Source organism: Tumebacillus lacus (genome assembly GCF_026410385.1).
GTDB lineage: Bacteria > Bacillota > Bacilli > Tumebacillales > Tumebacillaceae > Tumebacillus > Tumebacillus lacus.
This window is the reverse complement of record NZ_JAPMLT010000001.1, coordinates 241629-266754: the sequence shown is the minus strand read 5'-3', so window position 1 is coordinate 266754 and position 25126 is coordinate 241629. Positions and strand designations below refer to the sequence as shown.

26 protein-coding genes and 1 riboswitch are annotated in these 25126 nt (G+C 57.6%); of the genes, 3 read left to right on the top strand and 23 right to left on the bottom strand.

The window, feature by feature from the left end:
* Nucleotides 1-13: 13 nt before the first annotated feature.
* The 8 genes from OS242_RS01435 to cotE form a co-directional block, all read right to left on the bottom strand.
* Nucleotides 14-1603 (bottom strand): hypothetical protein, encoded by a 1590-nt coding sequence (locus tag OS242_RS01435; RefSeq protein ID WP_267149872.1) that lies wholly within the window; start codon nucleotides 1601-1603, stop codon nucleotides 14-16.
* 127 nt (nucleotides 1604-1730) lie between these two features.
* Entirely contained in the window at nucleotides 1731-2273 is a 543-nt protein-coding gene (locus OS242_RS01430; protein ID WP_267149871.1) for a tetratricopeptide repeat protein, read from the bottom strand.
* A 53-nt stretch (nucleotides 2274-2326) separates the two neighbouring features.
* A complete protein-coding gene (locus OS242_RS01425) occupies nucleotides 2327-3130 on the bottom strand; it encodes a peptidoglycan recognition protein family protein (RefSeq protein ID WP_267149870.1) in 804 nt (267 codons plus the stop codon).
* 79 nt (nucleotides 3131-3209) lie between these two features.
* Nucleotides 3210-4757: a putative amidoligase domain-containing protein gene (locus tag OS242_RS01420; protein WP_267149869.1), complete on the bottom strand. Its 1548-nt coding sequence runs from the start codon at nucleotides 4755-4757 to the stop codon at nucleotides 3210-3212.
* A 36-nt stretch (nucleotides 4758-4793) separates the two neighbouring features.
* Complete coding sequence (locus OS242_RS01415) at nucleotides 4794-6191, bottom strand: YheC/YheD family endospore coat-associated protein (protein WP_267149868.1); 1398 nt, start codon at nucleotides 6189-6191, stop codon at nucleotides 4794-4796.
* A 51-nt stretch (nucleotides 6192-6242) separates the two neighbouring features.
* Nucleotides 6243-7634 (bottom strand): YheC/YheD family endospore coat-associated protein, encoded by a 1392-nt coding sequence (locus tag OS242_RS01410; protein ID WP_267149867.1) that lies wholly within the window; start codon nucleotides 7632-7634, stop codon nucleotides 6243-6245.
* A 191-nt stretch (nucleotides 7635-7825) separates the two neighbouring features.
* Nucleotides 7826-9133: a DUF5667 domain-containing protein gene (locus OS242_RS01405; protein ID WP_267149866.1), complete on the bottom strand. Its 1308-nt coding sequence runs from the start codon at nucleotides 9131-9133 to the stop codon at nucleotides 7826-7828.
* Between the two features lie 84 nt (nucleotides 9134-9217).
* Nucleotides 9218-9308: riboswitch (cyclic di-GMP riboswitch) on the bottom strand.
* Between the two features lie 99 nt (nucleotides 9309-9407).
* Nucleotides 9408-9944, bottom strand: coding sequence for an outer spore coat protein CotE (gene cotE, locus OS242_RS01400; protein ID WP_267149865.1), 537 nt, complete (start codon nucleotides 9942-9944; stop codon nucleotides 9408-9410).
* A gap of 337 nt (nucleotides 9945-10281) precedes the next feature.
* Between cotE and OS242_RS01395 the strand changes: the two genes are divergently transcribed.
* Entirely contained in the window at nucleotides 10282-10599 is a 318-nt protein-coding gene (locus OS242_RS01395) for a YolD-like family protein (protein ID WP_267149864.1), read from the top strand.
* Between the two features lie 86 nt (nucleotides 10600-10685).
* Here OS242_RS01395 and OS242_RS01390 read toward each other — a convergent pair whose 3' ends face one another.
* Nucleotides 10686-11354: an HAD family hydrolase gene (locus OS242_RS01390; RefSeq protein ID WP_267149863.1), complete on the bottom strand. Its 669-nt coding sequence runs from the start codon at nucleotides 11352-11354 to the stop codon at nucleotides 10686-10688.
* Nucleotides 11355-11486: 132 nt separating this feature from the next.
* On the opposite strand from OS242_RS01390, the gene OS242_RS01385 reads away from it, so the two are divergent.
* Entirely contained in the window at nucleotides 11487-11630 is a 144-nt protein-coding gene (locus OS242_RS01385) for a hypothetical protein (RefSeq protein WP_267149862.1), read from the top strand.
* Nucleotides 11631-11676: 46 nt separating this feature from the next.
* Here OS242_RS01385 and OS242_RS01380 read toward each other — a convergent pair whose 3' ends face one another.
* The 3 genes from OS242_RS01380 to OS242_RS01370 all read right to left on the bottom strand — a co-directional run bounded on the left by OS242_RS01380 (nucleotide 11677) and on the right by OS242_RS01370 (nucleotide 14689).
* Nucleotides 11677-12069, bottom strand: coding sequence for a FixH family protein (locus tag OS242_RS01380; protein WP_267149861.1), 393 nt, complete (start codon nucleotides 12067-12069; stop codon nucleotides 11677-11679).
* Nucleotides 12066-13160 carry an AbrB family transcriptional regulator gene (locus OS242_RS01375; protein ID WP_267149860.1) on the bottom strand — a complete coding sequence of 365 codons (1095 nt, stop codon included), beginning with the start codon at nucleotides 13158-13160 and terminating at the stop codon, nucleotides 12066-12068. Before OS242_RS01375 ends, OS242_RS01380 begins: the two co-directional genes overlap by 4 nt.
* A 116-nt stretch (nucleotides 13161-13276) precedes the next feature.
* Nucleotides 13277-14689: a PAS domain-containing sensor histidine kinase gene (locus OS242_RS01370; protein ID WP_267149859.1), complete on the bottom strand. Its 1413-nt coding sequence runs from the start codon at nucleotides 14687-14689 to the stop codon at nucleotides 13277-13279.
* A gap of 139 nt (nucleotides 14690-14828) precedes the next feature.
* Here OS242_RS01370 and OS242_RS01365 point away from each other — a divergent pair, with 139 nt between their 5' ends.
* Nucleotides 14829-15026: a hypothetical protein gene (locus tag OS242_RS01365; protein WP_267149858.1), complete on the top strand. Its 198-nt coding sequence runs from the start codon at nucleotides 14829-14831 to the stop codon at nucleotides 15024-15026.
* A 99-nt stretch (nucleotides 15027-15125) separates the two neighbouring features.
* Here the strand turns inward: OS242_RS01365 and OS242_RS01360 are convergent, their stop codons facing one another.
* The 11 genes from OS242_RS01360 to recA all read right to left on the bottom strand — a co-directional run bounded on the left by OS242_RS01360 (nucleotide 15126) and on the right by recA (nucleotide 24994).
* Nucleotides 15126-15866, bottom strand: a complete 741-nt coding sequence (locus tag OS242_RS01360) for an MBL fold metallo-hydrolase (protein WP_267149857.1) — start codon at nucleotides 15864-15866, stop codon at nucleotides 15126-15128.
* Nucleotides 15863-16981, bottom strand: coding sequence for a tRNA 2-selenouridine(34) synthase MnmH (mnmH, locus tag OS242_RS01355; RefSeq protein ID WP_267149856.1), 1119 nt, complete (start codon nucleotides 16979-16981; stop codon nucleotides 15863-15865). The genes OS242_RS01360 and mnmH overlap by 4 nt, the downstream gene beginning before the upstream one ends.
* 15 nt (nucleotides 16982-16996) lie before the next feature.
* Entirely contained in the window at nucleotides 16997-17644 is a 648-nt protein-coding gene (pduL, locus tag OS242_RS01350; RefSeq protein WP_267149855.1) for a phosphate propanoyltransferase, read from the bottom strand.
* A gap of 116 nt (nucleotides 17645-17760) precedes the next feature.
* Entirely contained in the window at nucleotides 17761-18582 is an 822-nt protein-coding gene (locus OS242_RS01345; RefSeq protein WP_267149854.1) for a PHP domain-containing protein, read from the bottom strand.
* Nucleotides 18583-18640: 58 nt separating this feature from the next.
* A complete protein-coding gene (locus OS242_RS01340; protein ID WP_267149853.1) occupies nucleotides 18641-19594 on the bottom strand; it encodes a dipeptidase in 954 nt (317 codons plus the stop codon).
* 106 nt (nucleotides 19595-19700) lie between these two features.
* Nucleotides 19701-19961, bottom strand: coding sequence for a stage V sporulation protein SpoVS (gene spoVS / locus OS242_RS01335; protein WP_015758542.1), 261 nt, complete (start codon nucleotides 19959-19961; stop codon nucleotides 19701-19703).
* Nucleotides 19962-20124: 163 nt separating this feature from the next.
* The gene (locus OS242_RS01330; protein WP_267149852.1) at nucleotides 20125-20922 is read right to left on the bottom strand and encodes a TIGR00282 family metallophosphoesterase; all 798 of its coding nucleotides are present in this window, start codon (nucleotides 20920-20922) and stop codon (nucleotides 20125-20127) included.
* 15 nt (nucleotides 20923-20937) lie between these two features.
* A complete protein-coding gene (locus tag OS242_RS01325; protein ID WP_267149851.1) occupies nucleotides 20938-21306 on the bottom strand; it encodes a hypothetical protein in 369 nt (122 codons plus the stop codon).
* Between the two features lie 293 nt (nucleotides 21307-21599).
* Nucleotides 21600-23141 carry a ribonuclease Y gene (gene rny, locus OS242_RS01320; protein WP_267149850.1) on the bottom strand — a complete coding sequence of 514 codons (1542 nt, stop codon included), beginning with the start codon at nucleotides 23139-23141 and terminating at the stop codon, nucleotides 21600-21602.
* A 127-nt stretch (nucleotides 23142-23268) separates the two neighbouring features.
* Nucleotides 23269-23955 (bottom strand): regulatory protein RecX, encoded by a 687-nt coding sequence (locus OS242_RS01315; protein ID WP_267149849.1) that lies wholly within the window; start codon nucleotides 23953-23955, stop codon nucleotides 23269-23271.
* The gene (gene recA / locus OS242_RS01310) at nucleotides 23948-24994 is read right to left on the bottom strand and encodes a recombinase RecA (RefSeq protein ID WP_407702074.1); all 1047 of its coding nucleotides are present in this window, start codon (nucleotides 24992-24994) and stop codon (nucleotides 23948-23950) included. Before recA ends, OS242_RS01315 begins: the two co-directional genes overlap by 8 nt.
* Between the last annotated feature and the right edge of the window lie 132 nt (nucleotides 24995-25126).

Sequence of the window (25126 nt, the reverse complement as noted above, 5' to 3'; positions counted from 1 at the left end):
CCCGTCAATCAACTTATTTGCCTGAAGGGTAAATATCACCCTCCGGTATCGGCCAGTTTATCATTTTATTTTGACCTGGAGCTAAATCTCTGGTTAGAGCGTTTTGTTCATTGGTTATTGCCTTATGGTACGGGTCATTTCTTATTAGAATCAAATTATCAAGGGCATTTGTCCCCCCATCATCTAATGGCAATTTGTGATGCACCTGCCATCCTTTCGGGTTATATCCATCCCTCATTCTTGCTATATCAGTTTCTGCCAAGCCTGCGATACGGAGTTGTTCGACTTTCTGAGGTGCATTAGCCAACTGTCGAAGATATTCCTTCCTCACAGAACTATCGAATTCTTTACGAAGTTTAGCTGTTTCGTCTGGAAATCTCTTTGAATAGATGATCTCTTTTACTTTCACACCCTCAAGGTGAACCTTTTCGCCCTTTAATGTCCCAACGAAGTCATCTGAAACCCGCTCAGTTGCCCCAACTGATACGTTTGCGCTATCCGAAGACTGTTCACCCTTGAAATACGATAACAGTTCCTCGTTGGACTGAATCACACGATCAGACACACGAATGACTGTGCCGTCTGAGAAAATCACTTTTGGGGACGGGGTGAGGATATTGCCAAACAACTCAATTTTCGACTTTACGGCGATTGATGCGAGTTCTGCACCTTCCTCGGTCACCCCTGCTCCCTTTAAACCGATTACACTCCAGATGATCTCGTGAAATGTCTTGCTCCATCCGTAGGTATTGCCTCGTTTCCAATCGGATACGAACTCGTCTTTCTTACGAACGAGACTCGCGACGACGAGATCAGGATGAGTGACCGCATAGGCGATGTCCTGTACGGTATCGATAGGATGAGAAACAGCGGTAATGAGACCGAAAAGCAGTTCCTTTTCTCCATCCACGCCGCCCGCGATGAATCCTTGCATTTTATCCAGAATCGACTGGTCGTCCTGCTGATGATCCTCAACATACTCTTGGACTCCTACTGCATCCGCGCGTTTGTATGAACCCATCGTGAGTGTAGGAGCGATCTTCTCCTCCTTCAACAGTTCCGGGTGACGGCGATAGTAATCCTGCCAGTGTTTCGGAAGTCCGTCAAGCAAAGCGGTACTCGCATCAGCCCCCGGTATGAGCGTGGCAGGTATCATCTTCGCGATCATCTGAAACTCAGCGGATGCCTGCGAGTCTGCTAGGCTCGCCTCTGAGTCAGCTTGATACCGCAGTTGCGCCGCTTGATGGCGGAGGTGTTGGCGGGTGTGGATACTGTCGAGGGTGTCGTCACCGTACTCGAATGCGCGCTGGTCGAGATGATCAGCACGCAGCCGGAGTTCGAGTACGCGCTCCATTCGCATCGCGAACCGACTCATCGTGTTCGCGATGCTCGTAAAGGCACTGCTGGCCTGTTTTACGTCTGCTGCGAGTCGTTCACCCCGAAGTTGAAAGGATTGCGCGCCCTCACCAGACCAGCCCTCTTGTCCTTGACGGACGCTGGTTGTCGTTTCGAGGAGTCGATCAGCATTTCTCTGCATCTCTTGCGCGGCTGCGGCAAATCGCTGAGCACCGTATCGCAGAGTGCTTGGGTCGGCTGTGATCAAGGGGTGCCCTCCCTTATATGATTCTTATTTAAAATAATAAGACTAGTATACTAGTAAGTAGACCTTATTGGACAGTAGAAATAGCGGGAGAGTCCAGCTTCTTCTCCCGCGAATGCTTCTATCCACTTCACAGCGCGATTCCCCTCTTCGACAACGTCTCATGCGTGACCGCTCGCATCTTCTCCAGCACATCAGCCACCCGCTCAAAGTCGCCCTGGATGCGATAAACCTGAGACAGCGCGTGCATCGTTTGATCGTACTCCAACGCCTCGTCCAACTGCTTAAATCCTTCCGAAGCCAACTGATAGCGACGAGTCGCTTCTTCCATTTGGCCGCGAGCCTCTGCGATCCCTGCCAGCGTTCGGTTGACTTTGGCTTGATACAGATGGGGCACCGGCAAGAGGGTCTGAGCTTGGTGGCACGCACTTTCTGCCTTTTCAAGCTCTTCTTTGCACAAATAAACATGAGCGAACTCAGCGTGGGCCATCCCGATTGTCTCCTTGTCGCCGATCGCTTCCGACTTTTGAATCGCTCGAATCAACATCGCTTCCGCTTCCGGCACACGACTCGCCTGAACATACAGCGAGGCGTTATGGATCTCCAACTGAATCGTCATCAGTAGATTGTCCATCCCTGAGAGGATCGACGCAGCCCGTTCCGTGTCTGACAAGTTAAAAGCCCCCGGCTGGAAAAGCCGAGAGCTCGAATGACCGATACCTTTTCCTAATGCGGCAACCCCGTTGCATCCCTTAACGCGTCGGCCATGACGCTGTACGCCACGCGTACGTCGGCGCGGTCTGTGAGGTGCCAGAGGTCGCCGAGGATGTCGCAGACGCGCTCTGCATCTTCTCTCTGCGGGACGCCCAGCACTTGCTCCACTGTGATCTGTGCCCCTTTGCGGGCAGCGTTGGCGGCGTAGTTGTAGGCGATCCTCGCGTCTTTGTCGGCGGTGCGGGTGAGGGATTGCATTTGCAGGATGGCTTCGCGGGCGGCGTCGGGGGCGATTTTGAGCGACGCGGCGGGTGCGGTATTCTTCGCGAGCTCGGCTGCGACGGCGTTGCGGAAGTCGTTGACGGTTTTGCCGAACATGGCAAAGTACTCGTCCGGGTCGGTGTGGTCCGTCCCGCCGAATTTCTTCCCTACTTCGTGGTGCGACAGGATCATGTCCGTGCCTCGCCCGTACACTTGGCAGCGGTAGGTGAACCACTCGACGGCCCCGTCCCATTGCTTCTTAAAATCGGCCGCATTCGCAGCCCGACACAGTTCCACGCCCTCGGTGAACGCATTCGCTTTCGGACCTACATGCCAGCCGACCTCGTCGAGGGGCAACGTGACCAGCACCTCTTTCCAGTCGATGAAGACGTGACAGTTTGCCCCTCTGTCGCCGGTGTTGAAATAGTTCAGTTGCCTGCGGGCATCTGCGTTTGATACGGTCTCGTGCAGGACGAGGTAGCGAGTTTCCGTTCGCTTGCGGTTGCTTCTGTTCGCAGGATGAGTGATGTAGGCCGTGTTTACAGGTAAAGACATTTTGTCACCTCCTTCTCTCCTGCTCAGTATCTCCCCCCGCAACGAAAAAGAGCCAGATAACCTCCCTGCAAAAAGGAGGCTACCTGGCTTGCCTGTTGCGCCGTACTTTTTTCCGATTTGCTTTCACCGCAGGCTGAGCACCGGAACTTCGCCTGGCAGTTTCTTGGGGCAGCCCCCAAGAGCGTTTGATGTCGACTCCCTCGTTCCAGGCGATCCCCTGCTCCACCATCTCGGGGATGACGCGCAGAACGCCTTGGTAGCGGCGGTAGGTCGAGGTGTCTTCGACCTCGCGCCAGACGCGGCGGAAATCGGCCATCAGACCGAGTTTGTCGCAGGTGTAGAACATCCGCTGTTTGCGCGGGTTGCTGAAGATGTCGAGCGACAGGTCGCGGTAATGCACCGCCACCACGTACGCCAACGCCAGCACGGCATGGGTGATCTCCGGGGTGATCAGCCAGCTCCCCGGCGTGCGGTATTCAAATCCGCCGTGCGATTTGAACCGGACGTCGCCTAAAAATCCGTACTTCGGACGCCGCTTCACCGCTGTGCTAGACGCTTCGATCATCAAGACGGGAAATCCGAGATAGTTGTCGAGCGCCTTGACGAGCCGCGAAGAGAAGGCGAGGTCGGAGAAATGTACGTGGCCGCCCAACGAATAGTTCGGGAAGGGCATGCTGCCCGCCAGCCACTGCAACTCGCGGGAGGTGATCAGCCGCTGCGCCTCGGTCAGCGTTTCGCGGATGTTCGCGACGAGATCCTCCGGTGTGCGGGCCGGATCGGGTCGCAACTCCGCCAGCGGGAACCGCTTTTGGTCGAGGTTGATGCTGCGGTCGTCGCAACCGACGCGCCCTTTTCGCGGCAAAAATTTGGAGGCGAGCACCATTTTGCCGCGCGGCGACCGCAGCATGAACTCCAAGTCGGTGCCCATGAGGAACGGCCGGTTGTTGCGACCGTCCGCGTCCCACACGCGCTCCTCCGCCCGGTCGCGGGTGATGAACGCTTGCAAGGCGTCTTCATACAAATCGAGCATCCGCCCTTGCAGCACGGGCGCTGGATTGACGTTGAGGCAGATCGTGCGGTCGCGGGCTGTGATGCCGATGTTGACGACGCCAAAGTCCAGCCCCAGCGCATGCAGGGAGCGCAAAGCGAGGCGCACCGCCCGCTCGGCATAGACGTCTTCGTCGAACGGCACTTCTTTAAATCGATCCTGCGCCCGGCCCATGCCCTGCTTCAACCAGACCGATTTGCTGTCCGCTCGAAATAAGGCGAGCGGTTGCAGGTCGAAGAGCGGCACGCGGTAATGGCGCATCACTTTAACCCGCTTGCCGCTGTCGAGCGTGACGTAGTCGGCCAGTTCGGACGACAGGTCGCTGGTCGAGAGCGGCGCGTACACCCCGTTTAGTTTCAAGATGCGCAACATGCGCGTGCGATTCGATGTATTTACTATCGCCTGGCGGGGGTTGAGCGTCCATGCGGCACGACTGTCGCTGCCCTGCACGTTCCCCCAGCGAATCACCACATCCTGACTGGCCACCGGGTTTACGTGTTCGACGCCGGTGCACTCCTCGACGCGCTTCAGCAGGCGCTTGGCGCTCGGTTGCCCCGAATGCAACAGCCAGTAACCCATAGCCACGTCTCCTTTCCGTTGAGCATTGAGGGGTGATCAGCCCTCAAGATGTTGTTTGCACAGATAGAGCGCATACTGAACGGGTCGCTGAAACGCCAGCAGAGCGAGGTCTTTCCACTCCCCTTCTTGCGTGTTCGGTTTTTTCCACGGCTTGGCATTGACTTCGATCACCCAGATGCGACCGTAGTCGTCGAGTCCGAGATCGAGTCCCAGTTCACCGAGCGTGCCGCCGACCTCTTTCTCGATCACGGCCGGCACCGCTTCTGCGATCGCGTTCAGGCTTTTCATCACTTTGGTGACTTTCTTGTCATCGCGCAACACGTCTTTGAGCAGTTGTTTGACGGCCAGCGCGTCGCCGCCGGTCGAGAGGTTGCTGGTGATCTGCCCTTGCTGCGCGATGCGGCAAAAGGATTTGGTGCGCTGCCAACGTCCGGTGCTGTCCTTTTGCAGGAGCAGCCGGATGTCGAACGGCCGCCCTTGGTAGGTGCGCAGCCACAACGCTTTTTGCAAGAGATACGGCCCTTTTTTCAAGCGGCCCTGATAGCGTTTGAGAAACGTGGAGATCGTGCCGGCCTGCCCTTGGCGCAGACCGCCCTCCTTGGTCTTCATCTGGTAATTGACGCGCCCGTCCGACCGCCTTTGCACGCGGATGATGCCGATGCCAAGGCTCCCGTGCACCGGTTTCATGTACACGTCTGGATGGCGGTACAGAAAGCCCGCCGCCTGCTCGACCGATTGAAAGATCGCAGCGTCCGGCACGTACGATTTGGTGCGGTCACTGCCTTGCAGCCACTGATGGACTTGCCATTTGTCAAAATAGCCGGGGTTGAAACAGCGCGGTGCCAACAGTTTATACAATCGTTGCCGCTCCGGTGCCACGTCGGAGCGGTTCTCGTAGGTGCGGGAGATGATCTGGTCGTACAGCACGTCGGGCAGCGGGACGCGGGACTTGGTCCAGCGCTTGCCGTCGAGCCAGTAGCCGGTGACGGAGAGGTCTTCCCAGTCGATGTCCAGCGGCGAGAACACGTAGCCGTGCATCCCGGTCTGGGTGGCGGCTGTCAGCAGGTTGCGAAAGGTCTGTTGCTGCTGGCCGGTGACGCGCTCGCCTTCCGCCTTGACGTTGGCGAGGATGCCGAGGACGTAGCCAAAGCGCAGCCCGGGACCGCTTTTGTGGAGCGACAGTTTTTTTTCCGGCAGGTGGAGTTCGTGGAGCACATCAGGCGACACGAGCGCGATCGGGTCGCCGCCCTTGCCGCCGCGCTCCGGCAAGGATTCCAGTTCGCGGACGGTCACCGTCATCCGTTTCGCGCCGAACGACAGCGGATACGAGCCATTGCCAAGACTCAGCTCTTTGAGCACAGTTCGCGGCAGAAAGAGCGTCCCGCGTACTGACGGGGCAGCCGCTTCGACTCGGATTTTTTTCGGAAGAGCCATTCCCCGTCCTCCTTTCCAAGCAGAGGGGTGCTTCATGTGTGATCAGCATATTCAGGCGTCTTCCGATGTGTCAACGCCCTTGCCAAAGCCGGTGACGAGCTTGGCGAACTCCAGGTTGCGGCGCAGGGACAGCGAGCGGGTCTGCGGCGATGTGTCTTTGAGCATCTGGCGTCCGGGGCGCGGATTGACTTCGATCAGGTAGATCCGCTCCCCTTGCGTCAGGCCAAAGTCGATGCCGATCTCGCCGATCCGTCCTGCTTTTTGTTCTAAGGCTTCCGCGATGCGGACGGCCGCTTGGTCGAAGCGCTGGAGCAGTTCGCGGCGGTTCGCCTCCTTTGGGTAGCCGTTTTGTGTCAAGAAGGTCTCGGCGAGCACCGCGTTGCCGCCGGTGTGCAGGTTGGTGGTGATGCTGGCACGCGGGCCGACGCGAGCGACGCGGGCGGTGATCACCCAGCGGTTTTGGCCGTCTTTTTGAATCAGCCAGCGAAAGTCGACGGGACGAGTGCCTTGGGCTTTAACCAGTTCCAGGGCTTGTTGAACGAGAAATGGACGTCGGCCGCAGAATTTTTTGGTAAGGAAGGACTGCCAGACGGAGCTGCCCCGGTTCATGCGGCGGTTTTGGGTCTGACCGCCCGCTGTGTATTGAACGCGGATGCCGCGCGGGTCTTGCTCCAGTCGGTAGATGGAGCGGCCTTGGGTGCCGTATGACGGTTTGACGTAGACGGCGGTGTGGCGGCGCAGCAAGTCTTCGATATCGAGCGGCGAGCGCACGAGGCGCGTATCCGGGAGCAGGTCGCGGGTGTCGGCGCGTTTTTCGAGCGTTTGGTGGACCTCCCATTTGCTGCCGACGGCGAGGGAAAACGTGCCGTAGGGCACGCGGCGCGACATCTGGGCTTGGTCGCGGCGCATCTTTTCGCGCCAGAGCGGCGGCGTGCCCATGATCTTCGGAAGCACGAGGTCGGGCAGCGGTCGCTTGGTGCGCTGCCAGGAGTTGTTTTGCCAGACATAAGCGGTGGTGAAGCCGCTGTCCCAGTCGGCGTCTCCCGGGGAAAAGACGTAGAGGAGCACGCCTTCTCTGCGGGCGATCTCCATCTGATCGCGAAAGACGGCGGTCAGTTCGCCGAACGGTTTTTTCGGGTCGCGGGACGGGAGCGCGTACAGCCCGATGCACGGGCCAAAGCACAGCTCGCCGTCTTGGGCTTTGACGGAGACGGTGCCGCGCGGCAGGTAGAGCGATTTGCGGATACGGTCGGTCAGTTGCACCTCCTGCTCGTCGGTGAACACCGCTTCGGCGGTGATGCGGCGGTTGCCGGCGCGGATCGTGATTCGGTCGCGGGTGCCAAGGCGCAGGTGCGGGTGCCACTCGCCTGGCAAGGAGAGGATCGCTTGATCCGAGCCGGGCCAAGTGGAGATCGAAACCGTTCCGAGCGGTGTCTGTGCCATGAAAGCATCTCTCCTTTTTGAGTGAAAAAAATGCGGGCATCTATGTATATGAAAAAAGACCCCGTTCGTCGACGGGGTCTAGGGCGGGGACAGCTTGGGGGAGCTGTCCCTTTTGCAGGTGGGGATCGTGATCTTGGGGAGAATCACGACGCGAGCGAGGTTGAAATGTTGTGTTTGTGGAAAAATCGGGGTTAGTCCTTTTCCGATTTCTCTTTTTCGGACTCTTCTTTTTCAGACTTTTCTTTTTCTTTTTCAGCTTTCTCAGCTTTTTCTTTTTCAGACTTTTGTTTTTCAGACTTTTGTTTTTCAGACTTTTGTTTTTCGGACTTTTGTTTTTCAGACTTTTCTTTTTCGGACTTTTCTTTTTCGGATTTCGGTTGCTCGGTCTTTTGCTGCTTTTCAGTCTTCGGTTGTTCGGTCTTTTGTTTGTGGGTTTGTTCCGGCTTTGCTTGTTCCGGTTGTTTGCCGGAGTGGGACGGTTGTTGCTTGTCCGACTTTTGGGTAATGGTGGCCGCTGCTGCCGGGTCGGTCACAGCAGTGTCGGTCGATTCGGTGGCTTCCGGAGTTTCCGTTTCCGTTTCGGTCTCGATCTCGTCCTCTTCGTTGGACTCTTGGCCGTTCTTCACCGATTTCTTTTGCTCTTTTACTTTCTGTGCCAACTCTTTCGGCTTCACACCGAGTTCCTGCGCGAGCTTGCCAAATCCGCCGTGCTCGCCGCTCGTGACGAGGCCTGCCACTTCATCGACCGTTTTGCCGGTAAGATCCGCGAGGGCGAAGATCTTGGCGATCTGGCCGTAGCCGAGGCCCTGATCGTGCATCGCTTGCACCTGCGCCGGGTCGAGACCTTGCACGACGCGGGCGAGGATCACCGCTTCTTGCTGCTGCTCCTCCAGTTCGGTCTGCTCTTGCTCGCCAAGATGCGTCACGAGCTCTTCGGTGATGCTGCTCGACTCGGCCAGCAGTTTCGACAGCTCTTCTTGCTTGGCTGCGTCGACTTCGCCGTCGGCCGATGATTCGGTGATTTTGGCGACCGCTTCAGCGAGGACTTCTTGGTAGGCGGTCATCAGTTCTGCGACTTGCTCCGTCTCGCCCTGCTCAGCCATCGCTTCCGCTTCGGCGAGGCGCTCTTGCGCTTGTTGGAGCAGCAGTTCTGCCTCTTTCTGGTCATCGAAGGTGATCAGCAACTGCAGCGTTTCACCGAGACGGTCGAAGAAATAAGCAAACGTCTCATCCGGGGTCGCCCCCTCTTCCGCGGCCGGTTCTTCAGCGTCGGATTCGGTTGCGGTGCCGCTTTCGGTCTCAGTTTCACTTTCGGTTGCGGTTCCGTTTTCGGTTGCAGTTCCGTTTTCAGTCGCAGTCCCGTTTTCGGTTGCAGTTCCGGTCTCTGCCGTCGTGCCGGACTCGGTCGTGGTGACCGTTCCTTCGTCGCCTTCTGCTTGTGCGACGCCGCCCGAGAGCAGCAGCACAGCGAGCGCACTCGTTACGAGCCATTTGTTCATGATGATCACGCCTCCTGATGGATAAGAAAAAATAAGCCCTCTCCACCGGAAAAGGGCCCTTTGCGATGCCGTCCGGCACCGCTCCGTTGCAACCTGGCAATCTTTGATCGATCTCTCGATCCGAAGACCCACGGCTTTGCGTCCTTGCCTTTCGACAAGTTTGCCCATTCCGTTTGAAGTTAGCTTTATTGTAATGGAACCGCCCGCTCCCTCCAACGCTCAAATCTTGGCAGTTCTCCAAAAAAATAGACGACGCCATGACGGCGTCGCCCGATTAATCCTCGAAGTCTTCGTCCTCTTCGAAGATCTCTTCCTCGATATCTTCTTCGTCGTCTTTATAGATCGGCGCATCGATCGTCAGCACCCACACTTTGGTTTTGCCGACGATTTCCACAGCCAGCTCTTTCTCGACGCGGACCAGAATCTCCGAGCCGTCGTCGACGACGGTCGCATCCAGGCAGTTCGGTTGTTGGAGCGCCTTGACGTAGGTTTGCACCTCGTCACGGGAGCAATGCGGGTCAAGGTCACGGAGCGGAACCACCTCTTGATAGGAGACGGTGTCTTTGGCAATCGCCGTTTCGCTGTTTCCATGGTACGAATACCACACGTTCAGATCGAGGCGCCCGCGCACTTCCACCGCGTCGCCCACCAGTTCTGCCTCATAGGAATGATTCATGACCCAGCATCCGCCGATCGTCGTCGGGCGGTTGGCCGGACGGATCGTGTACGTGGTCTGCGAGTATTTGCTTCCTTTGCCGCAGACCGCACTGGTGATGATCTCCCGGGCTCGATAGTCTTTTTCGCGTGCCATCTAGCTACCTCCTCTTGAAGTTCAGGTACGTGCAGGCAACGGACGGATCGCCTTTGTCGATTGCGAACCTTGGAAAGAACTCGCAAGTAGTACCATTTCTATGCGGGACATTTGCCTTTGGTGCAGGTGCCCTCTACTCGGTACTTACGTCGCTGCACTCCCGTTTTCAGCCATGTGAAATAGGGGTCAACTGTCCCTATATCCTATGCGGGGGTGGAAAGAATGTGCAGGTGTCTCTATGTTTAACGCCTATTTTCCAGATGTAAGCCTTGATAAGAACTTCTGTTCGGGGTTATAATACAGAACAAACGTTCTGAATATGCGAGGTGAAGAGACGATGAACCGCGGCAACAAACTCTGGGAAGGCCACCGCATGATCATCCCCGAACACCGCGCCTACATGCTGGCCCGCGAAGACCGGCAGATGGAACGCGAACGTCCCGTATTAGATGAAGACCGACTGGAAGAGATGAACCGCAGCCTCTCCGAAGCGGTGCAAGAAGGACGGCTCGTGACGCTGACCGTCTTCCACCCTCTCGCTGATGAAGAAGTCTGCATGGTGCCAAAGCGCCTGAAAGGCGACCACCTGTGGGGATTGGCCCTGAGCGGCGAGGCTGTGGGGGTGAGGTTTTTGGATATTGTCGGCGTGGAGTAAGCAAGAAGCCAACAAAACATAACTATTATTTCAGTCAACTAAAAAGACCATCTGCCCGCTCGGACAGATGGTCTTTCCTCTTCCTTCTACAACCCTTCAATCTGCTCGATCACCTTTTCCAACTCCATCTCCGCCATCGAAGTCAGGCGCAGGTGGTGCTCGCCGAACGGGAGCGGCGAGGTGACGAGGTTGGGGACGATGACGACGTTCATCCCGGCGCGATGAGCGGCAAGGGCGCCGTTGGGAGAGTCTTCGAAGGCGATGGCGTGCTGGGGTTCGACGCCGAGGTCTTCGAGGACGCGCAGGTACAGCGCCGGGTCGGGCTTGACCTTTTCCACGTCATCGGCGGTGCGGATGTGCACGAAATGATGACGGAGACCGAGTTCCTCCAGATGGCGGTCGATCCAGTCGCGATGTGAGCTGGAGGCGAGGCCGATCTTCAACCCGAGATCCTTTGCCGCGCGGATGTAGTCCTCGACTCCGGGACGCGGCTGCTGCCCTTTCGAGAGCTCTCTCTGGCGGGCTTGGTACGCCGCTTTGACAGCCGGTCGGTCGACCGGGCGGCCGATCAGCTCTTCCAGTTTGCGTTCAATGAAATCGGGTCCCGAGTGCGTGCCGACGATGCTCCCGAAGATCTCCAACGTAAAATCAGCGCCGTACTCCGCGTAGATCTCCCGTACCGCGTTGTACCATTGCACTTCTGTATCGACGATCAGACCGTCAAAGTCAAATACGACCGCTTGTATCTTCGCCATGTGCAGTTCCACTCCTATTGCGTGTATGTGTCTCTCTTTGATTCTACCCGATTGAAACATTTCCTTCCAATCACAACATTCGGCGAAACTTTCTGTCACTTTACCCGTATGTAAAGTCAGGAGGTGAATTCCATGTGGTTTATGATCCTGCTCGGTGCCGCATGCGTAGGTGCGATGTTTCTGCTCAGCCGTCTTAGCATCTCCGACCGTCAACAACACGACTACCACGCCGAGGACGACGTCCATCGGCAAAATCACAACAATACGCTGTTGTAACGTGAGAAGCCGCCCCGTCTACGGGTCGGCTTCTTTTTCATCTGTGCTATTCCTTGACCTTCAGCTCGACGTTGGCCGTCCGGGTCTCGCCAGCGACGGAGGCGCGGACGTGGGCTGTCCAAATCCCGCCCATCGGGAAGGTGCCGGTGCCCGAGTAGACGCCCGGCTCTGCCGTCTCGTTGAGGGAGACCCGGTTTTCGCCGTGATCCATCTCTTTCATTTCCAGATACATCGCCACGTCCGCTCCGGCGATCTCCTCATCCCGTTCCTGTTTGGTCACGGTGACGCGAAACGTCGTCTCAGCACCCGCCACCGGCTGTTTGGGCGTCGTCTCGATCACGGCGTGTATGCCGCCCTGCTGAGCCGGCGGACTGTCACTGCGCGCGCACCCGCCGAGGAGCAGGGCAGCCATCGCGATCAAAAGCAAACTGCGTCTCATGCTGCGATCCCCTTTCTTCTGCTCTTCATCCACCAGTTCAACAGCGGCGGGATGCCGAACATGATAAAGAAGAGCCGGAAAAATTGATACCCCGAGACGATCGACAGGTCAGCCTGCACCAACCCCGCCGTCGCCCCCATCTCCGCCATGCCGCCGGGCGCGATGCTCAAAAACCCGGTCGCCAACGATTCGCCGTGCGCGGCCGACAGCACATAGCCGACCAGCAGTGAAAATCCGATCAAACACACGCTGCCGACCAGTGTGTACAAGGTCAACGCCCGCACGTTGCCGACACTCTGCGGCTTCATCAGCAGTCCGAGATGCGTGCCGAGCATCACTTGCGGCACGATCAACAGCAAAGGCGGCACCGGCGGGGCCGGCACGAGCAACAGCACCACCAGCGCGGTCACGGCCATCGGCCCGGTCAGATAGGAGATCGGCATCCGCGCCTTCTTCCCCACCCACGCCCCGAGCACCGCTGCCACCGCATACGCGAGGTAGCTGTACCACGGATAGCCGAGTAACGCCGAGATGTCCCAGATCGAGCTCCCGGCCCCGCCTGCCGCCGGATCGACCTCGCCGCCCGCGAGACCGTGCACCGTCAGAAACGGCACGACCATCACGATGGAGATCAAGCGGATCGTCTGCATCAATGTGACCACCGTCACGTCAACCTGCGGATAGCTCTGGGCGAGAAATGCCATCTGCGACAGCCCGCCCGGCACGCTGCCAAATATCGCGCTCTCCACATCCACTTTGGAGCCGCGTGCGACGAGATAGCCGAGAAACAGCGAAAATCCAATCGTCACGACCGTCGCCACAAAGATCGACGGCAGTTGATGCACCACCTGCCACGCCGTATCGCGAGTGAACGAGCGGCCGAGCAGATAGCCGAGCACGATCAAAGCAAATTGCTGAAACTCGTTCGGCCAATACAGGTCCCGCCGCGTCATCAGCCTGTACACCATCACGGCTGCAAGCGGCCCCAAGAGCCACGGCAACGGGATGCCGCTCCAAACAAACAGCAAAGCCCCGGCCAACGCGATCCCTGCCGTCTCCAATCCGCGGCTCCATCGATTCTCAGATTTCATTGCCGGTCATCTCCACGTCTCTTTTACAAGTCCTCTGACTCCCACTGTACCACAAATAGCCAAAAAGAAAACCCGCAGACACAGCGGTCTGCGGGCAGATTCGTCATTCAGGCTCCTCAAGGCAAAGCAGGCAAATACACAGTCACCGTCGTCCCGCCCGCATCGCTTTCGATCTGCAACGTACCGCGATGCGCCTCGACGATGCGGCGCGAGATCGAGAGGCCAAGGCCGGTGCCGGTGTCTTTGGTGGTGAAAAACGGCTGACCGACCTGCGTCAGGATCACTTCTGGAATACCCGGACCGTTGTCGCAGACCTCGATGCGCACCTGCCCGCCGCAGCTCTTGCTTCGCACGCGGACCTCGCCCCCGCCTGACAACGCTTCCATCGCGTTTTTGATCAGATTGAGCAGCACCTGTTTGATCTGCGCACGATCGATCTCCACCGACGGCAACGACTCCGGCAGTTCGGCGACCAGCTCCACGCTGCGCATCGCCGCTTCATTTTTCATAAATTCGATCGCCTCTGCGATCACCCCGCTGACCGGAACGCGCTGCGTCTCCGGAAAGGACGGCCGGGTCGCCAGCAGAAAGTCGTTGACGAGGCGATTGATCCGGTCGAGCTCCTCCAACACCAACGAGCGGTAGGCCCCCGCACGCTCCGGTGACTCGAACAGCACTTGGATAAATCCTTTTACCGTCGTCATCGGATTGCGAATCTCATGGGCAAATCCGGCCGCCATCTGGCCGATCAGCGACATTTTTTCCAAGCGCAGCATCTGCGTGATGTCCTGAAACATCGTCGTCGCGCCCAGCAACACCCCACGCTCACTGCGGAGCAATTTCGTATTGACGTTAAACACGCGGCCTTGGAAGTTGCTCTGCACCGAATGGTACTCCACCCCGTCTTGCAACGTGCGCGTCAGATAGCTGTCATAGCCTTTCGACAGTTCAAGAAAGGAACGACCGATCACTTCTTCACGAGCCGTGCCGAACATCGTCAGGTAGCTCTCGTTGACGGTCGTGATCACGCCTGCACGGTCGACGATGATGATGCCGCAGTTCATCGAGTCAATTAAAAACGCGGCGTCCTGCATCGTCATCATCGATTGTTCCTCGTCGCTTGGCATCGGATACCCGATCGTCATCGTGCCGCGCGACTCGCCGTCCGCCCCGGTCAGCGGCACCATTTCGCGATGGATCGAGAGCAAAGCCCCAAATCGGTCGTAGATCGGCGCGGTGCGAACCGTCTTTTTCTTGTACGTCAGATCCTGCTCGGTCAAATCTTGTGAACGGTAAAAGGAAATGCCGAGTTGCAGGACCGGTTTGCCGATCAGATCCTCACTGGAGTAGCCGGTGTACAGGACGGCGTTGCGGTTCACATATTGACACACCCCCGCCGCGTCGGTCAGCAAAAAAGGGTTGGGCATGTCGTCGATCAGGACCGCCAACTCGTCTGACAGCGGTCCGCCGTTGTAATCTTTTAGCAGTCGTCCAAAAAAACGGGCCAAACTCATCGGCTTCTGCGGCATAAAAATTCCTCAATATTTGTCGAATGATATGCCTTCATTATATCGCATCGCGCACTCCTGCCGCCACCGGTATGTTGCGGCGGTGAAACGGGCATTCTAGCAGCGGGTACAGCACTCTAGGTGGAGGGGGATGGGTCTGATGCCGAACCACAAGAATATCTTCCGGAACAAAGTCGACTTTGCTCACGAAGAGTTCGCCACCGAGTTTTACAAACCGAAAGGACGTCCGCGGCCGAGAGAGATGAAGTCGCAACAGGGTCAGTACACCCACAACGACTTCACGCACAAATCGCTCAAGCGTCAGATGCACGCCAAGATCGGCAACGCCAGCGAGTAATTTTTCGACGCACTCCTTTTTGGTCCCGTACCCGGCATGGAAAAACCCGCGCTGTCTCGTTGGACAGCGCGGGTTTTTCCGTATTTTATATGAAGAGACTCAGATCTCGTAGACAGCGCCTTTTTCCGCGACCAGCACGTCGCGGCCAAACTCCGCCTCGGCCTCCGCTTTGAGCAGCGAGCGGTCGTAATCCGGGTAGATGTGGGTCAAGCATAACGTTTTGACGCCGACGCGCTTGCCGATCTCGCCGACTTCTTTGGCGGTGAGGTGGCCGATCTGGTCCGGGCCTTTGTCCTTGTGCAGCCAGGATGCCTCGCACAGGAAAAAATCAGCCCCGGCTGCCAACTGCTCCAAGCTTTCCGACAGGCCGGAGTCCCCGGAAAAGACAAATCGCTTGCCTTTGTATTCCGCCGAAACGGCCAGACACGGGATCGCGTGCTTGGTGTTGGCGAACGTAAATTTCATGCCGCACAGTTCGATCTCCGTCTCGGCATCGAGCGGCGACGCTTGGACGTGTTCCAAGAACGGCAGCTCTTGGAAATCGGCCGCCGGTTCTTTGTTGGCATAGATCGTCAGCGGGTCTTTGCGACCGCCGTGCAAGCGCTGGATCATGATCCCGTAGCGCAGGACCGGAATATCGGACACGTGGTCGGCATGGTGATGCGTGATGATCACAGCGTCCAGATCGGCGATGCCGATGTGTCGGGTCATCTCCGCAAAGACGGCGCTGCCGCAGTCGATCAGCACGTTGCCTTCCTCCGTGGACAGCAAATAGCCGGTGGTCGCGCCCCCCGGTGCCGGGTACGGGCCCGTTTCGCCTAAAATGCGCAATTTCATCATGGCAACAAAACTCCTCTCTCCTTCAAACCTTCTGTCAGCCCCTGCCGGTAACCGGCGAGATCCCCCTGCTCGATCAACTGCCCCCCGAGGCGTTCCAACTCCGCCACCGCCCGATCAAGGTCGGTCGCGTCGACCGTCAGGATCTCCCCGTCGTAGCTCGCCAGTTTGTGGCGGTACTTGGGGTCGTAATACAGGCCGAGGATCTGCTCGCAAAACTCCTCATAGCGCTTGTTTTCCAGCTTGTCCCGCATCTCCTCGAAGTCTTCGCGGCGAATGCGCTTTTGAATGGATAACAGCGCTTCTGCCAAGCCGGCCTGCACCGCTTCGTTTTGATGCGGGATATAGTCTTCAAACAGACGGTCCACGCGCTTGTTCATGGGAGCTTCGATCAATACGTGCAGACCTGCTTTTTTGTCCCGGTCCAGCCACTCCGGCATCACCGAACGGCCGATGCGACGGCTCTCCGCTTCCATGTACACGGGGCGGGAAGGATCGAGCAGGCGCAGCTCCTCGAACAGCAGCGAGTCGAACGTCTTTTGATTATGCGGCTCCCCGAGCCCGATCGCGCCAAACACCGAACCGCGATGGTTCGCCATGCCTTCCAGATCGAGCACTTGCTGGCCCCGCTCCTGCAACAGTTGCAAGATGCGAGTCTTCCCCACCCCGGTCATGCCGTGCAGCACGATCAACGGCGCGGTCAGGCCTTTGTACACGTCGAGATAGTCAATGACCATCTGGCGGTAAGCGCGATAGCCGCCTTTCAGCCGCCGCACCGGGTATTTCAGCAGATCCATAAACGTGCAGGCGGCAAAGCTGCGCATCCCGCCCCGCCAGCAAAAGATCACCAATTCGCCCTGTGCCAGCAACGGCTCCATCTGCTCGACCAACTGCGGGATCTTCGGCGAGACGGTCAGCATCGCCAGTCGTCTGGCCGCCGCCGGGCTCTCCCTTTTATACACCGTGCCGATCATCGCCCGCTCTTCGTCGGTGAACAGCGGCACGTTGACCGCGCCGGGGATCGTCCCTTCGGCAAATTCGCCGGGGGATCGCACATCGATCAAGATCCGCTCCTGTAGGTTGTGAATGTCATGTACGCCGATCTCTTGAAAACTCATCCTCGCCATCTCCAATTAACTGACAAAATGAGACGAATCGACAGCGGCTTCGGTCGAAACAGGGCGAGGAATCTCATTGCCTCGGAAATCTTCAATTTCCACGAGGTCCACTTCATCACCCGTTTGCAAACCGGCCGCGTTGGCTTCGTCCGTATCGATATGAAAATCAAGCTTGAACGACGGGCTCACCCGCGCCACCACATGGTCAAAGATCAAGCTGCGGTCGCCGCTTTCCGCACGCACGGCGATCTCCTCTTTGTCATGAACGCCGAGCGCCCGCGCATCTTCCGGAGTCAGGTGAATGTGGCGCATCGCCACGATCACGCCTTTTTTCAGCTCCACCGAGCCCTGCGGCCCGACCAAGGTCAGACCTGGTGTGTTTTCGATGTCGCCCGACTCGCGCACCGGCGCGTCGATGCCGAGTTTAAAAGCATCCGTTCTCGACACTTCCACCTGCGTATGCGGGCGGACCGGACCGAGGATGCGTACGTGCGGGATCGTGCCACGCGGGCCTTGCAGGTCGACCGTCTCGTCGGCGGCATACTGCCCGGGCTGCGACAGGTCTTTTTTCGGGTGCAAGACCGCACCTGTGCCAAACAGTTTTTCCAGATCCGTTTGGCTGACATGGACGTGACGGGCAGAAACCCCTACAGGAATGCTCATCCAGATTCTCCCCCTCATTATAGCGAAGTCGTGACAGAGCGACAATTTGATTGTTTGTAGCGTGCCCTCGTCGCTCTCATGCTACAAAGAAAGACCGCCTGTAAAAACAGGCGGCCTTAACGAATCTTGGATTTCTGTTTGAGTTGCTCCACGATCTCCATCGGCACGTGCACCGAGCCGAGATCACCGCGATGCTCCGCCCCGCCGCCATGAAAATCGGAACCGCCGGTGGCGAGCAAACCGTGGCGTTTTGCGAGCGCGGCGTAGTGTTCCCTCTTTTCCGGCGAATGGTCCGGGTGGTACGCTTCAAGGCCGACCAGTCCGAGCGGCACCAGCGTGTCGAACAGATAGTCTTTGTCAAACAGCCCCGGATGAGCGACAACCGGGCAACCGCCCGCTGCGACGATCAGTTGCACCGCTTCTTCCGGTGTGACTTTCAAGCGCGGCACATAGCCGATCTTGCCGGAGCCGAGATAGCGGTCAAACGCCTCGGGGATGTCCTGCACATAGCCTTTCTTGATCAGCACGCGGGCAAAATGCGGACGCCCGACGGAGCCTGCCGCCTCCGCCAACACTTCTTCGCGGGTGATCTCAAGGCCCGCCTTTTGCAAGTTGCCGATCATCCGGTCGAGGCGCGTCAGACGGTCTTCGCGCATGTTATCGATCAACTCGCGAAGGCCCGCGTGCTCCTGATCGTAATAGTAGCCCAGCACATGGACTTCCCGCCCTTCAAACACGGTGCTCAATTCGATGCCGGGGACGATCTCGACGCCCACTTCCCTGCCTGCCGCTTGGGCTTGTGCGAGGCCGTCGGTGGTGTCGTGGTCGGTGACGGCGACGGCCGTCAGACCGTTTTGCTTCGCCAACTGAACCAATTCGCGAGGCGTGAAGGTCCCGTCGCTGGCGGTGGTGTGCGCGTGCAAGTCTGCGATCTGCATATACGGATCGACTCCTTTGCGGGGAATCTGGATACTTCGAATCATGAATGAGTCGTGACTAGTCGTGCAGGATGCTCTCCAAGACGCGCTTGAAGTTGGCACCCATTATCTTGCTCGCGACGCGGTCGCCGTATGCTTTGACCAGCGCCTCTTCCAGACGCGGCAGGTCGCCGCCGTGGCGCAGGTCGAGCGGCGTGCGCTCGATGCCGTCAAAGTCGGAACCGATGCCGATATGATCCTCGCCTCCGAGGGTCAACATCCGGTCGATGTGGCACATCAGATCGTTGATAGCGACTTCGCCTTCCGATTTGATAAAATGCGGGACAAAGGTCACGCCGACCACGCCGCCGGTTTGGAACACCGCTTTGAGCTGATCATCGGTCAGGTTGCGGCGATGGTCGCACAGGGCGCGCGCGTTGGCATGCGAGTTGATCACCGGCGCGTTGGCGACTTCGATCACGTCCCAAAAGCCTTTTTCGGCAACGTGCGCCACGTCGACGACCATGCCGAGTCGGTTCATCTCGGCGACAACATCGCGGCCAAACGCGGTGAGACCGTGATCTTCCGGATCGTTGACCCCGTTCGCGATGCAGTTGCCCGGGTTCCAGGTCAGGCCCATCGCCCGCACGCCTTGGGCGTACAGACGGCGCAGGATGCGAATGTCGCCTTGCAAGCAGTCGCCACCCTCGATGGAGAGCAGGCCGGAACGCTGGCCGTTGGCCAAGTTGTGCACCAAGTCGCGCTTGGAGAGGATCGGCCGGATCTTCCCTGAGGAGCAGACGTCTTCATAGAACATGTCGATCATCGCCAAGATCGATTTGAGTTGCTCCGCCGCTGTCATCCGGGAACCCGGCCAGAGCACAAAGAACTGCAGATCGATGCCGCCTTGCACGATGCGGTTGTAGTTCAGATGCAGGGTGTGAGTATCTTGGTAAAAATCCAAACTTTCTGTTTCCATGCGATACAAAATATCAGCGTGTCCGTCAATGCGCAGCAAGTGAGTCCCCTCCATCTCTTTCCGACCTCTTTCGACAACGCAAATAAAAAAACCTGCTTATCCCCAGATAAACAGGCAGCATCTCTCTTGTTATGAAAAGATACAAAGATAAAGACCGATGTTATCGCGGTTCCACGATCAGTTTGATCGCCGTACGTTCTTCTCCGTCAATCATGATATCGGTAAACGCGGGAATGCAGATCAGGTCTACGCCGCTCGGTGCTACAAAGCCGCGTGCGATCGCCACCGCTTTGACAGCTTGATTGAGTGCGCCCGCGCCGATCGCTTGAATTTCAGCATTGCCTCGTTCGCGAAGAACCCCTGCTAGTGCGCCTGCTACAGAATTAGGATTCGATTTAGCTGAAACCTTTAATACATCCATTTCAAGTTCCTCCTTTAAGGTTGGATCGCTTAGGTGAGATCGCCTAGGACACTTTATCTATATTTCGATCAATACGAAATAATTCCTTCAATAAAGAATCTAATTTTCTCAAAATTCCCTCACGTCAACCTAAAGAAAGAACGGAACTGGATCTAACAGGTCTTTACCAACTGTCAAACGGGCGATCCGGCGTGATCGAAATGCGTTCGATCGAGACGGCGCGGCCGCGTTCGTTCGTATCGATCACGACGCCGTGCAGTTGCCCTTCGCCTTGTGCCACTTCAAAGCGGGTCGGGAGTTGGGTGCGGAATTTGTGCAGCACGCCCTCTTTGGTCATGCCGATGATCGAGTCATACGGGCCGCACATGCCGACATCGGTCAGAAAGGCGGTGCCGCCCGGCAAGATGCGCTCATCTGCCGTCTGCACATGGGTGTGCGTGCCGACGACGGCCGATACGCGGCCGGCCAGATGGTAGGCCATCGCCGCTTTTTCCGACGTCGTCTCGGCGTGCATGTCGACGAAGATGTGCGACGTCTGCGTGCCGACCTCCGCCAAGATGCGGTCCGCCTCGCGGAACGGGTCGTCATAGTCGCCCATCAAGGCGCGTCCCAGCAGGTTGACGACGGCGATCTGCTCTTGACCGACCTTGCACAGGGTGTAGCCCTGACCGGGCGCACCGGGCGGGAAATTGGCCGGTCGCACAACACGTCGGTCGCTGCCGATGAAAGACAGCGAGTCGCGCTGGTCGAACGTGTGGTTGCCCATCGTCAGCAGATCAACCTCTGCATCAAACAGAGCTTCTGCCAGCCGCTCGGTGATGCCACGCCCGTTCGGCGCGACGTTTTCCGCGTTGGCGATGGTGATGTCGGGACGATAACGCTTGATCAATTTCGGCATCCACGCCTCCACCGCTTGCTTGCCAGGATGTCCCACGATGTCTCCTAAAAACAAAATGCGCACTTCTGTTCCCCCGTCCTATCTATTGAAAACGAACACGCGGCCGCCTTCACGGTAGCCGACGATCGGCTTTTCTTCCCGAATGGTGTTTTTGTTTTGCAAGATCCGTTCGATGACCTCTTCCTGGGCCGCCACTTCCTCTTCATACGGCGACAAAAGCTTGTCGTCGCTGAACAGGTCCCCGTAGTACTGCCGGGCCAGTTCCATAAACAGCCGCACCTCCGGCAGATCGAGCTGTTGGATGCGCTGCTCATAGCACAGGGCCGTCGCTCCCTCCTCGAACCGTTCAAAACGGATCGTGCCCGCGTCTGCAAAAGAAGGTTCCAGTTCCCGGCATGCCGCCACATACGTTTCGACGTACTGGATAAACGCCTGCTCCTTTGTCAATTCTACAATACCTTTTAAGAAAATGCGAAATGTGAGGCGTTCCGTTTCCGGGCAAAACCTCACCGATGACAGCTCCGGATAGCGTATCAAAAAAGAGACGACCAAAGAGGTTCCCGGCGACTCTTTCACCCTCATTTTAGACAACCAAATCAACACCTTCTGCGACAAAGTATAGAAAACGACCGTTTTGTGTCTCTACTTCGCCCTTTGCGTTTTAGATTCCTGCAGGTAAATTTGACCGAACCGTCTCACAATCAGGAGGAGAAAAAAATAAAGCAGCCGGAATGGCTACTTTATTTTGCGTATTCGACGGCTCGGGTCTCCCGGATGACCGTAACTTTGATTTGTCCAGGGTAATCGAGTTCGCTCTCGATTCGTTTGGATATCTCACGTGCAACGCGTACCGATTCTGCGTCGTCAATTTGCTCAGGTTTGACGATGATCCGTACTTCACGTCCTGCCTGAATGGCATATGACTTTTCCACGCCGTCAAACGACTCGGCGATTTCTTCCAACTTTTCAAGACGCTTGATATAGATGTCAAGCGTTTCACGACGAGCACCGGGGCGGGCTGCCGACAGAGCGTCTGCTGCCGCGACCAGCATGGAGATCGGCGAGGTAAACTCGATGTCTCCGTGATGCGCGCCAATGGCATTGATGACGACCGGGTGTTCCTTGTATTTCTTTGCAAGGTCAACGCCGATCTCCACATGCGAACCTTCGACTTCGTGGGTGATCGCCTTGCCGATGTCATGCACGAGACCGGCACGTTTGGCAAGTTGTACATCGAGACCCAGTTCAGCCGCCATGAGGCCGGCCAGATGGGCGACTTCGATGGAGTGCTTGAGGACGTTTTGACCGTAGCTTGTACGATATTTGAGTCGACCCAAGACTTTGATGAGGTCCGGATGGATTCCGTGGACCCCGGTTTCGAAGGTTGCTTGTTCCCCTTCTTCGCGGATGCGCTCGTCGATCTCGCGGCGAGCTTTTTCCACCATCTCTTCAATGCGAGCCGGATGGATACGTCCATCGGCCACAAGCTTTTCAAGTGCGAGACGGGCGATCTCCCGACGAACCGGGTCAAACCCGGACAGAATAACCGCTTCCGGTGTGTCATCGATGATCAGGTCGATGCCGGTCAACGTCTCCAGCGCGCGGATGTTGCGGCCTTCGCGGCCGATGATCCGGCCCTTCATCTCGTCGTTGGGCAGAGCCACGACGGAGACGGTGGTCTCGGCTACGTGGTCGGCTGCGCAACGCTGAATGGCAGTCGCGATCGTTTCCTTCGCTTTTTTCTCTGCTTCTTCTTTTGCTTGTTGCTCGATCTCTTTCATCATGATGGCCGCTTCATGGCGGCATTCATTTTCCACGTTCGTCAGGATCAACTGACGGGCTTCCTCACGGGTCAGACTGGAAATGCGCTCCAGTTCGGACACTTGTTCGTGAAGAAGAGCCTCTATACGCTCTTTCGCTTCTTCAATACTACGTTCTTTATTCGATAGAGCATCTCCGCGCTTCTCGATCGCTTCGGTCTTGCGGTCGAGAGTCTCTTCTTTTTGAAGCAGGCGGCGCTCGAGACGCTGGATCTCGTTGCGGCGCTCGCGGATATCTTTCTCAGCTTCGGAACGTAACTTGTGAACCTCTTCTTTCGCTTCGAGCACCGATTCCTTTTTCTTCGCTTCCGCTTCTTTGGCAGCAGCTTCTACGATTTGGGTGGCGCGCAATTCGGCGGTGGCGATCTTGCCCTCCGCGATGTTGCGGCGCACCAGATAACCGGCGACTACGCCGACGACCAAGAAGATCACCGATAAGAGTATCGGAAATAAAAGATCCATGGGAGTGAGCCTCCTTGCTCAGTTCTATTCTGATCTGAGCAAATCAACGGGGTCCCGGTAGGCGAAAGTTACGTACGTGAGACCGATCAAGCTGTTAGTATACGCAGTTCATATTGTATCGTTTGTGTCAATCATTGTCAAGATTGGAGCCAGCACGGAAACGGCGGATCGACTCGTAGACCACGTCGGACGAAAAGCCGCGCCGCGCCAGATGAGCCGCCAGCTTGCGCGTTTCATCGGCGGTGAACGCCAACTGTTTGCGTCCAATCTTTTTCTCCAACGCACGCATGGCAGCGTCGAGCTGTGCGTCGCTGTCGAGGCTCTCCAGCGCGCGGGAGATCTCCGCGCTGCCGACCCCCTTTTGCTGCAGTTCCCAGCGCAGCATGGCGCGTCCGCGGGGCTTGCTGCGCATGCGGCTCTCCACCCAAGCTTTGGCGTAGAGCTCATCGTCGAGGTAGCGGCGTTCGACCAGCCATTCGACGGTCATCGCGACCACCTTTTCCTCGAATTCCTTGCCCGCCAGATAGTCGGCGATCTGCTTGGCGGTGCGCGCCTTCATCCCGAGGTATCCGATGGCGAGGTCACGGGCCTTGAGCACCTGCTCGTCTCGCCACAGCGCCTCCAGTTGCTCGGAGGTGACGTCCATCCCCTTTTTCATCCCGTGATGGTAGGCGACCTCGCGGAACACGCCAAACCGGAACTTGCCGTCGAGAAACAGCGAGACCCGGTCCGGATTGCCTTTCTGTGTCAAAAGGGCGGTCAATTGACCGCCCTCGAAGGACACTGCTTCTTTTGGTTCTTCCTGCTTAGTCATCTAACAGGCCGATTCCCAGATCGTCTTCTTGATCGGCGATCTCCTCGGCCGTCGCTTTGAACTCTTCGGCGACTGCCTTGCCGATTTTGTGATATTCACGAATGCGGTTTTCCACCTTTTGCGCGATGGCCGGGTGGTCTTTGAGGAACTGCTTGGCGTTTTCGCGGCCTTGGCCCAGTCGCTCGTCTTCGAACGAGTACCAAGCGCCCGATTTGTTGACGATGTCGAGGTCGGTGCCCATGTCGACGAGGGAGCCTTCACGGGAGATGCCTTCGCCGAACATGATGTCGACTTCCGCTTGGCGGAACGGCGGCGCGACTTTGTTTTTCACGACTTTGATGCGGGTCCGGTTGCCCATCACGTCGTTGCCTTGCTTGATCGCTTCCGCACGGCGCACTTCGAGGCGCACGGTGGAGTAGAACTTCAGCGCACGGCCGCCGGTGGTCGTCTCCGGGTTGCCGAACATGACGCCGACCTTTTCACGGATCTGGTTGATAAAGATCGCGATGGTCTTCGATTTGTTGATGACGCCGGCGAGCTTGCGCAGCGCTTGCGACATCAGGCGGGCCTGCAGACCGACGTGCGAGTCGCCCATGTCCCCTTCGATCTCCGCTTTCGGCACGAGGGCTGCGACGGAGTCGACGACGATGATATCGACCGCACCGGAGCGAACGAGCGCCTCGGCGATCTCCAGCGCTTGTTCGCCGGTGTCCGGCTGCGCGATCAGCAGGTCGTCGATGTTGACGCCCAACGCCGCCGCATAGGTCGGATCGAGAGCATGCTCGGCGTCGATGAACGCCGCTTGGCCGCCTGCGCGTTGCACTTCTGCGATCGCGTGCAGGGTGACGGTCGTCTTACCGGAAGATTCCGGGCCGTACACTTCGATGATGCGGCCTTTCGGGTAGCCGCCGACACCCAATGCGATATCCAAAGCCAGAGAGCCGGACGGGATGACTTCCACGTTCATCGAGGAAGCCGCCTCACCGAGCTTCATGACAGAGCCTTTTCCGAACTGTTTTTCGATCTGGCGCAGTGCCATATCGAGAGCTGCTTTGCGGTCAGTAGCCAATTTTCTGCACTCTCCCCTGTATACGTTCTACGAATCAAAAAGATTCGCTGTTGTTTCTCCAAATCCCTGCTCCTATCATACCTCAGGAGCGGCAGAAAAGCA

Coding starts and splice junctions, on each gene's coding strand:
- OS242_RS01410 (WP_267149867.1), bottom strand. CDS start 7,634: ATGGCACAGACACCGCTCGGAACGGTTTCGATCTCCACTTGGCCCGGC.
- OS242_RS01370 (WP_267149859.1), bottom strand. CDS start 14,689: ATGCCGCAGAAGCCGATGAGTTTGGCCCGTTTTTTTGGACGACTGCTA.
- OS242_RS01385 (WP_267149862.1), top strand. CDS start 11,487: ATGTGGTTTATGATCCTGCTCGGTGCCGCATGCGTAGGTGCGATGTTT.
- mnmH (WP_267149856.1), bottom strand. CDS start 16,981: ATGAGTTTTCAAGAGATCGGCGTACATGACATTCACAACCTACAGGAG.
- OS242_RS01340 (WP_267149853.1), bottom strand. CDS start 19,594: ATGGAGGGGACTCACTTGCTGCGCATTGACGGACACGCTGATATTTTG.
- OS242_RS01375 (WP_267149860.1), bottom strand. CDS start 13,160: ATGAAATCTGAGAATCGATGGAGCCGCGGATTGGAGACGGCAGGGATC.
- OS242_RS01315 (WP_267149849.1), bottom strand. CDS start 23,955: ATGACTAAGCAGGAAGAACCAAAAGAAGCAGTGTCCTTCGAGGGCGGT.
- recA (WP_407702074.1), bottom strand. CDS start 24,994: ATGGCACTGCGCCAGATCGAAAAACAGTTCGGAAAAGGCTCTGTCATG.
- spoVS (WP_015758542.1), bottom strand. CDS start 19,961: ATGGATGTATTAAAGGTTTCAGCTAAATCGAATCCTAATTCTGTAGCA.
- OS242_RS01345 (WP_267149854.1), bottom strand. CDS start 18,582: ATGCAGATCGCAGACTTGCACGCGCACACCACCGCCAGCGACGGGACC.
- OS242_RS01390 (WP_267149863.1), bottom strand. CDS start 11,354: ATGGCGAAGATACAAGCGGTCGTATTTGACTTTGACGGTCTGATCGTC.
- OS242_RS01405 (WP_267149866.1), bottom strand. CDS start 9,133: ATGAACAAATGGCTCGTAACGAGTGCGCTCGCTGTGCTGCTGCTCTCG.
- OS242_RS01415 (WP_267149868.1), bottom strand. CDS start 6,191: ATGGCTCTTCCGAAAAAAATCCGAGTCGAAGCGGCTGCCCCGTCAGTA.
- OS242_RS01425 (WP_267149870.1), bottom strand. CDS start 3,130: ATGTCTTTACCTGTAAACACGGCCTACATCACTCATCCTGCGAACAGA.
- rny (WP_267149850.1), bottom strand. CDS start 23,141: ATGGATCTTTTATTTCCGATACTCTTATCGGTGATCTTCTTGGTCGTC.
- OS242_RS01380 (WP_267149861.1), bottom strand. CDS start 12,069: ATGAGACGCAGTTTGCTTTTGATCGCGATGGCTGCCCTGCTCCTCGGC.
- OS242_RS01420 (WP_267149869.1), bottom strand. CDS start 4,757: ATGGGTTACTGGCTGTTGCATTCGGGGCAACCGAGCGCCAAGCGCCTG.
- pduL (WP_267149855.1), bottom strand. CDS start 17,644: ATGAGCATTCCTGTAGGGGTTTCTGCCCGTCACGTCCATGTCAGCCAA.
- OS242_RS01395 (WP_267149864.1), top strand. CDS start 10,282: ATGAACCGCGGCAACAAACTCTGGGAAGGCCACCGCATGATCATCCCC.
- OS242_RS01365 (WP_267149858.1), top strand. CDS start 14,829: ATGCCGAACCACAAGAATATCTTCCGGAACAAAGTCGACTTTGCTCAC.
- cotE (WP_267149865.1), bottom strand. CDS start 9,944: ATGGCACGCGAAAAAGACTATCGAGCCCGGGAGATCATCACCAGTGCG.
- OS242_RS01360 (WP_267149857.1), bottom strand. CDS start 15,866: ATGATGAAATTGCGCATTTTAGGCGAAACGGGCCCGTACCCGGCACCG.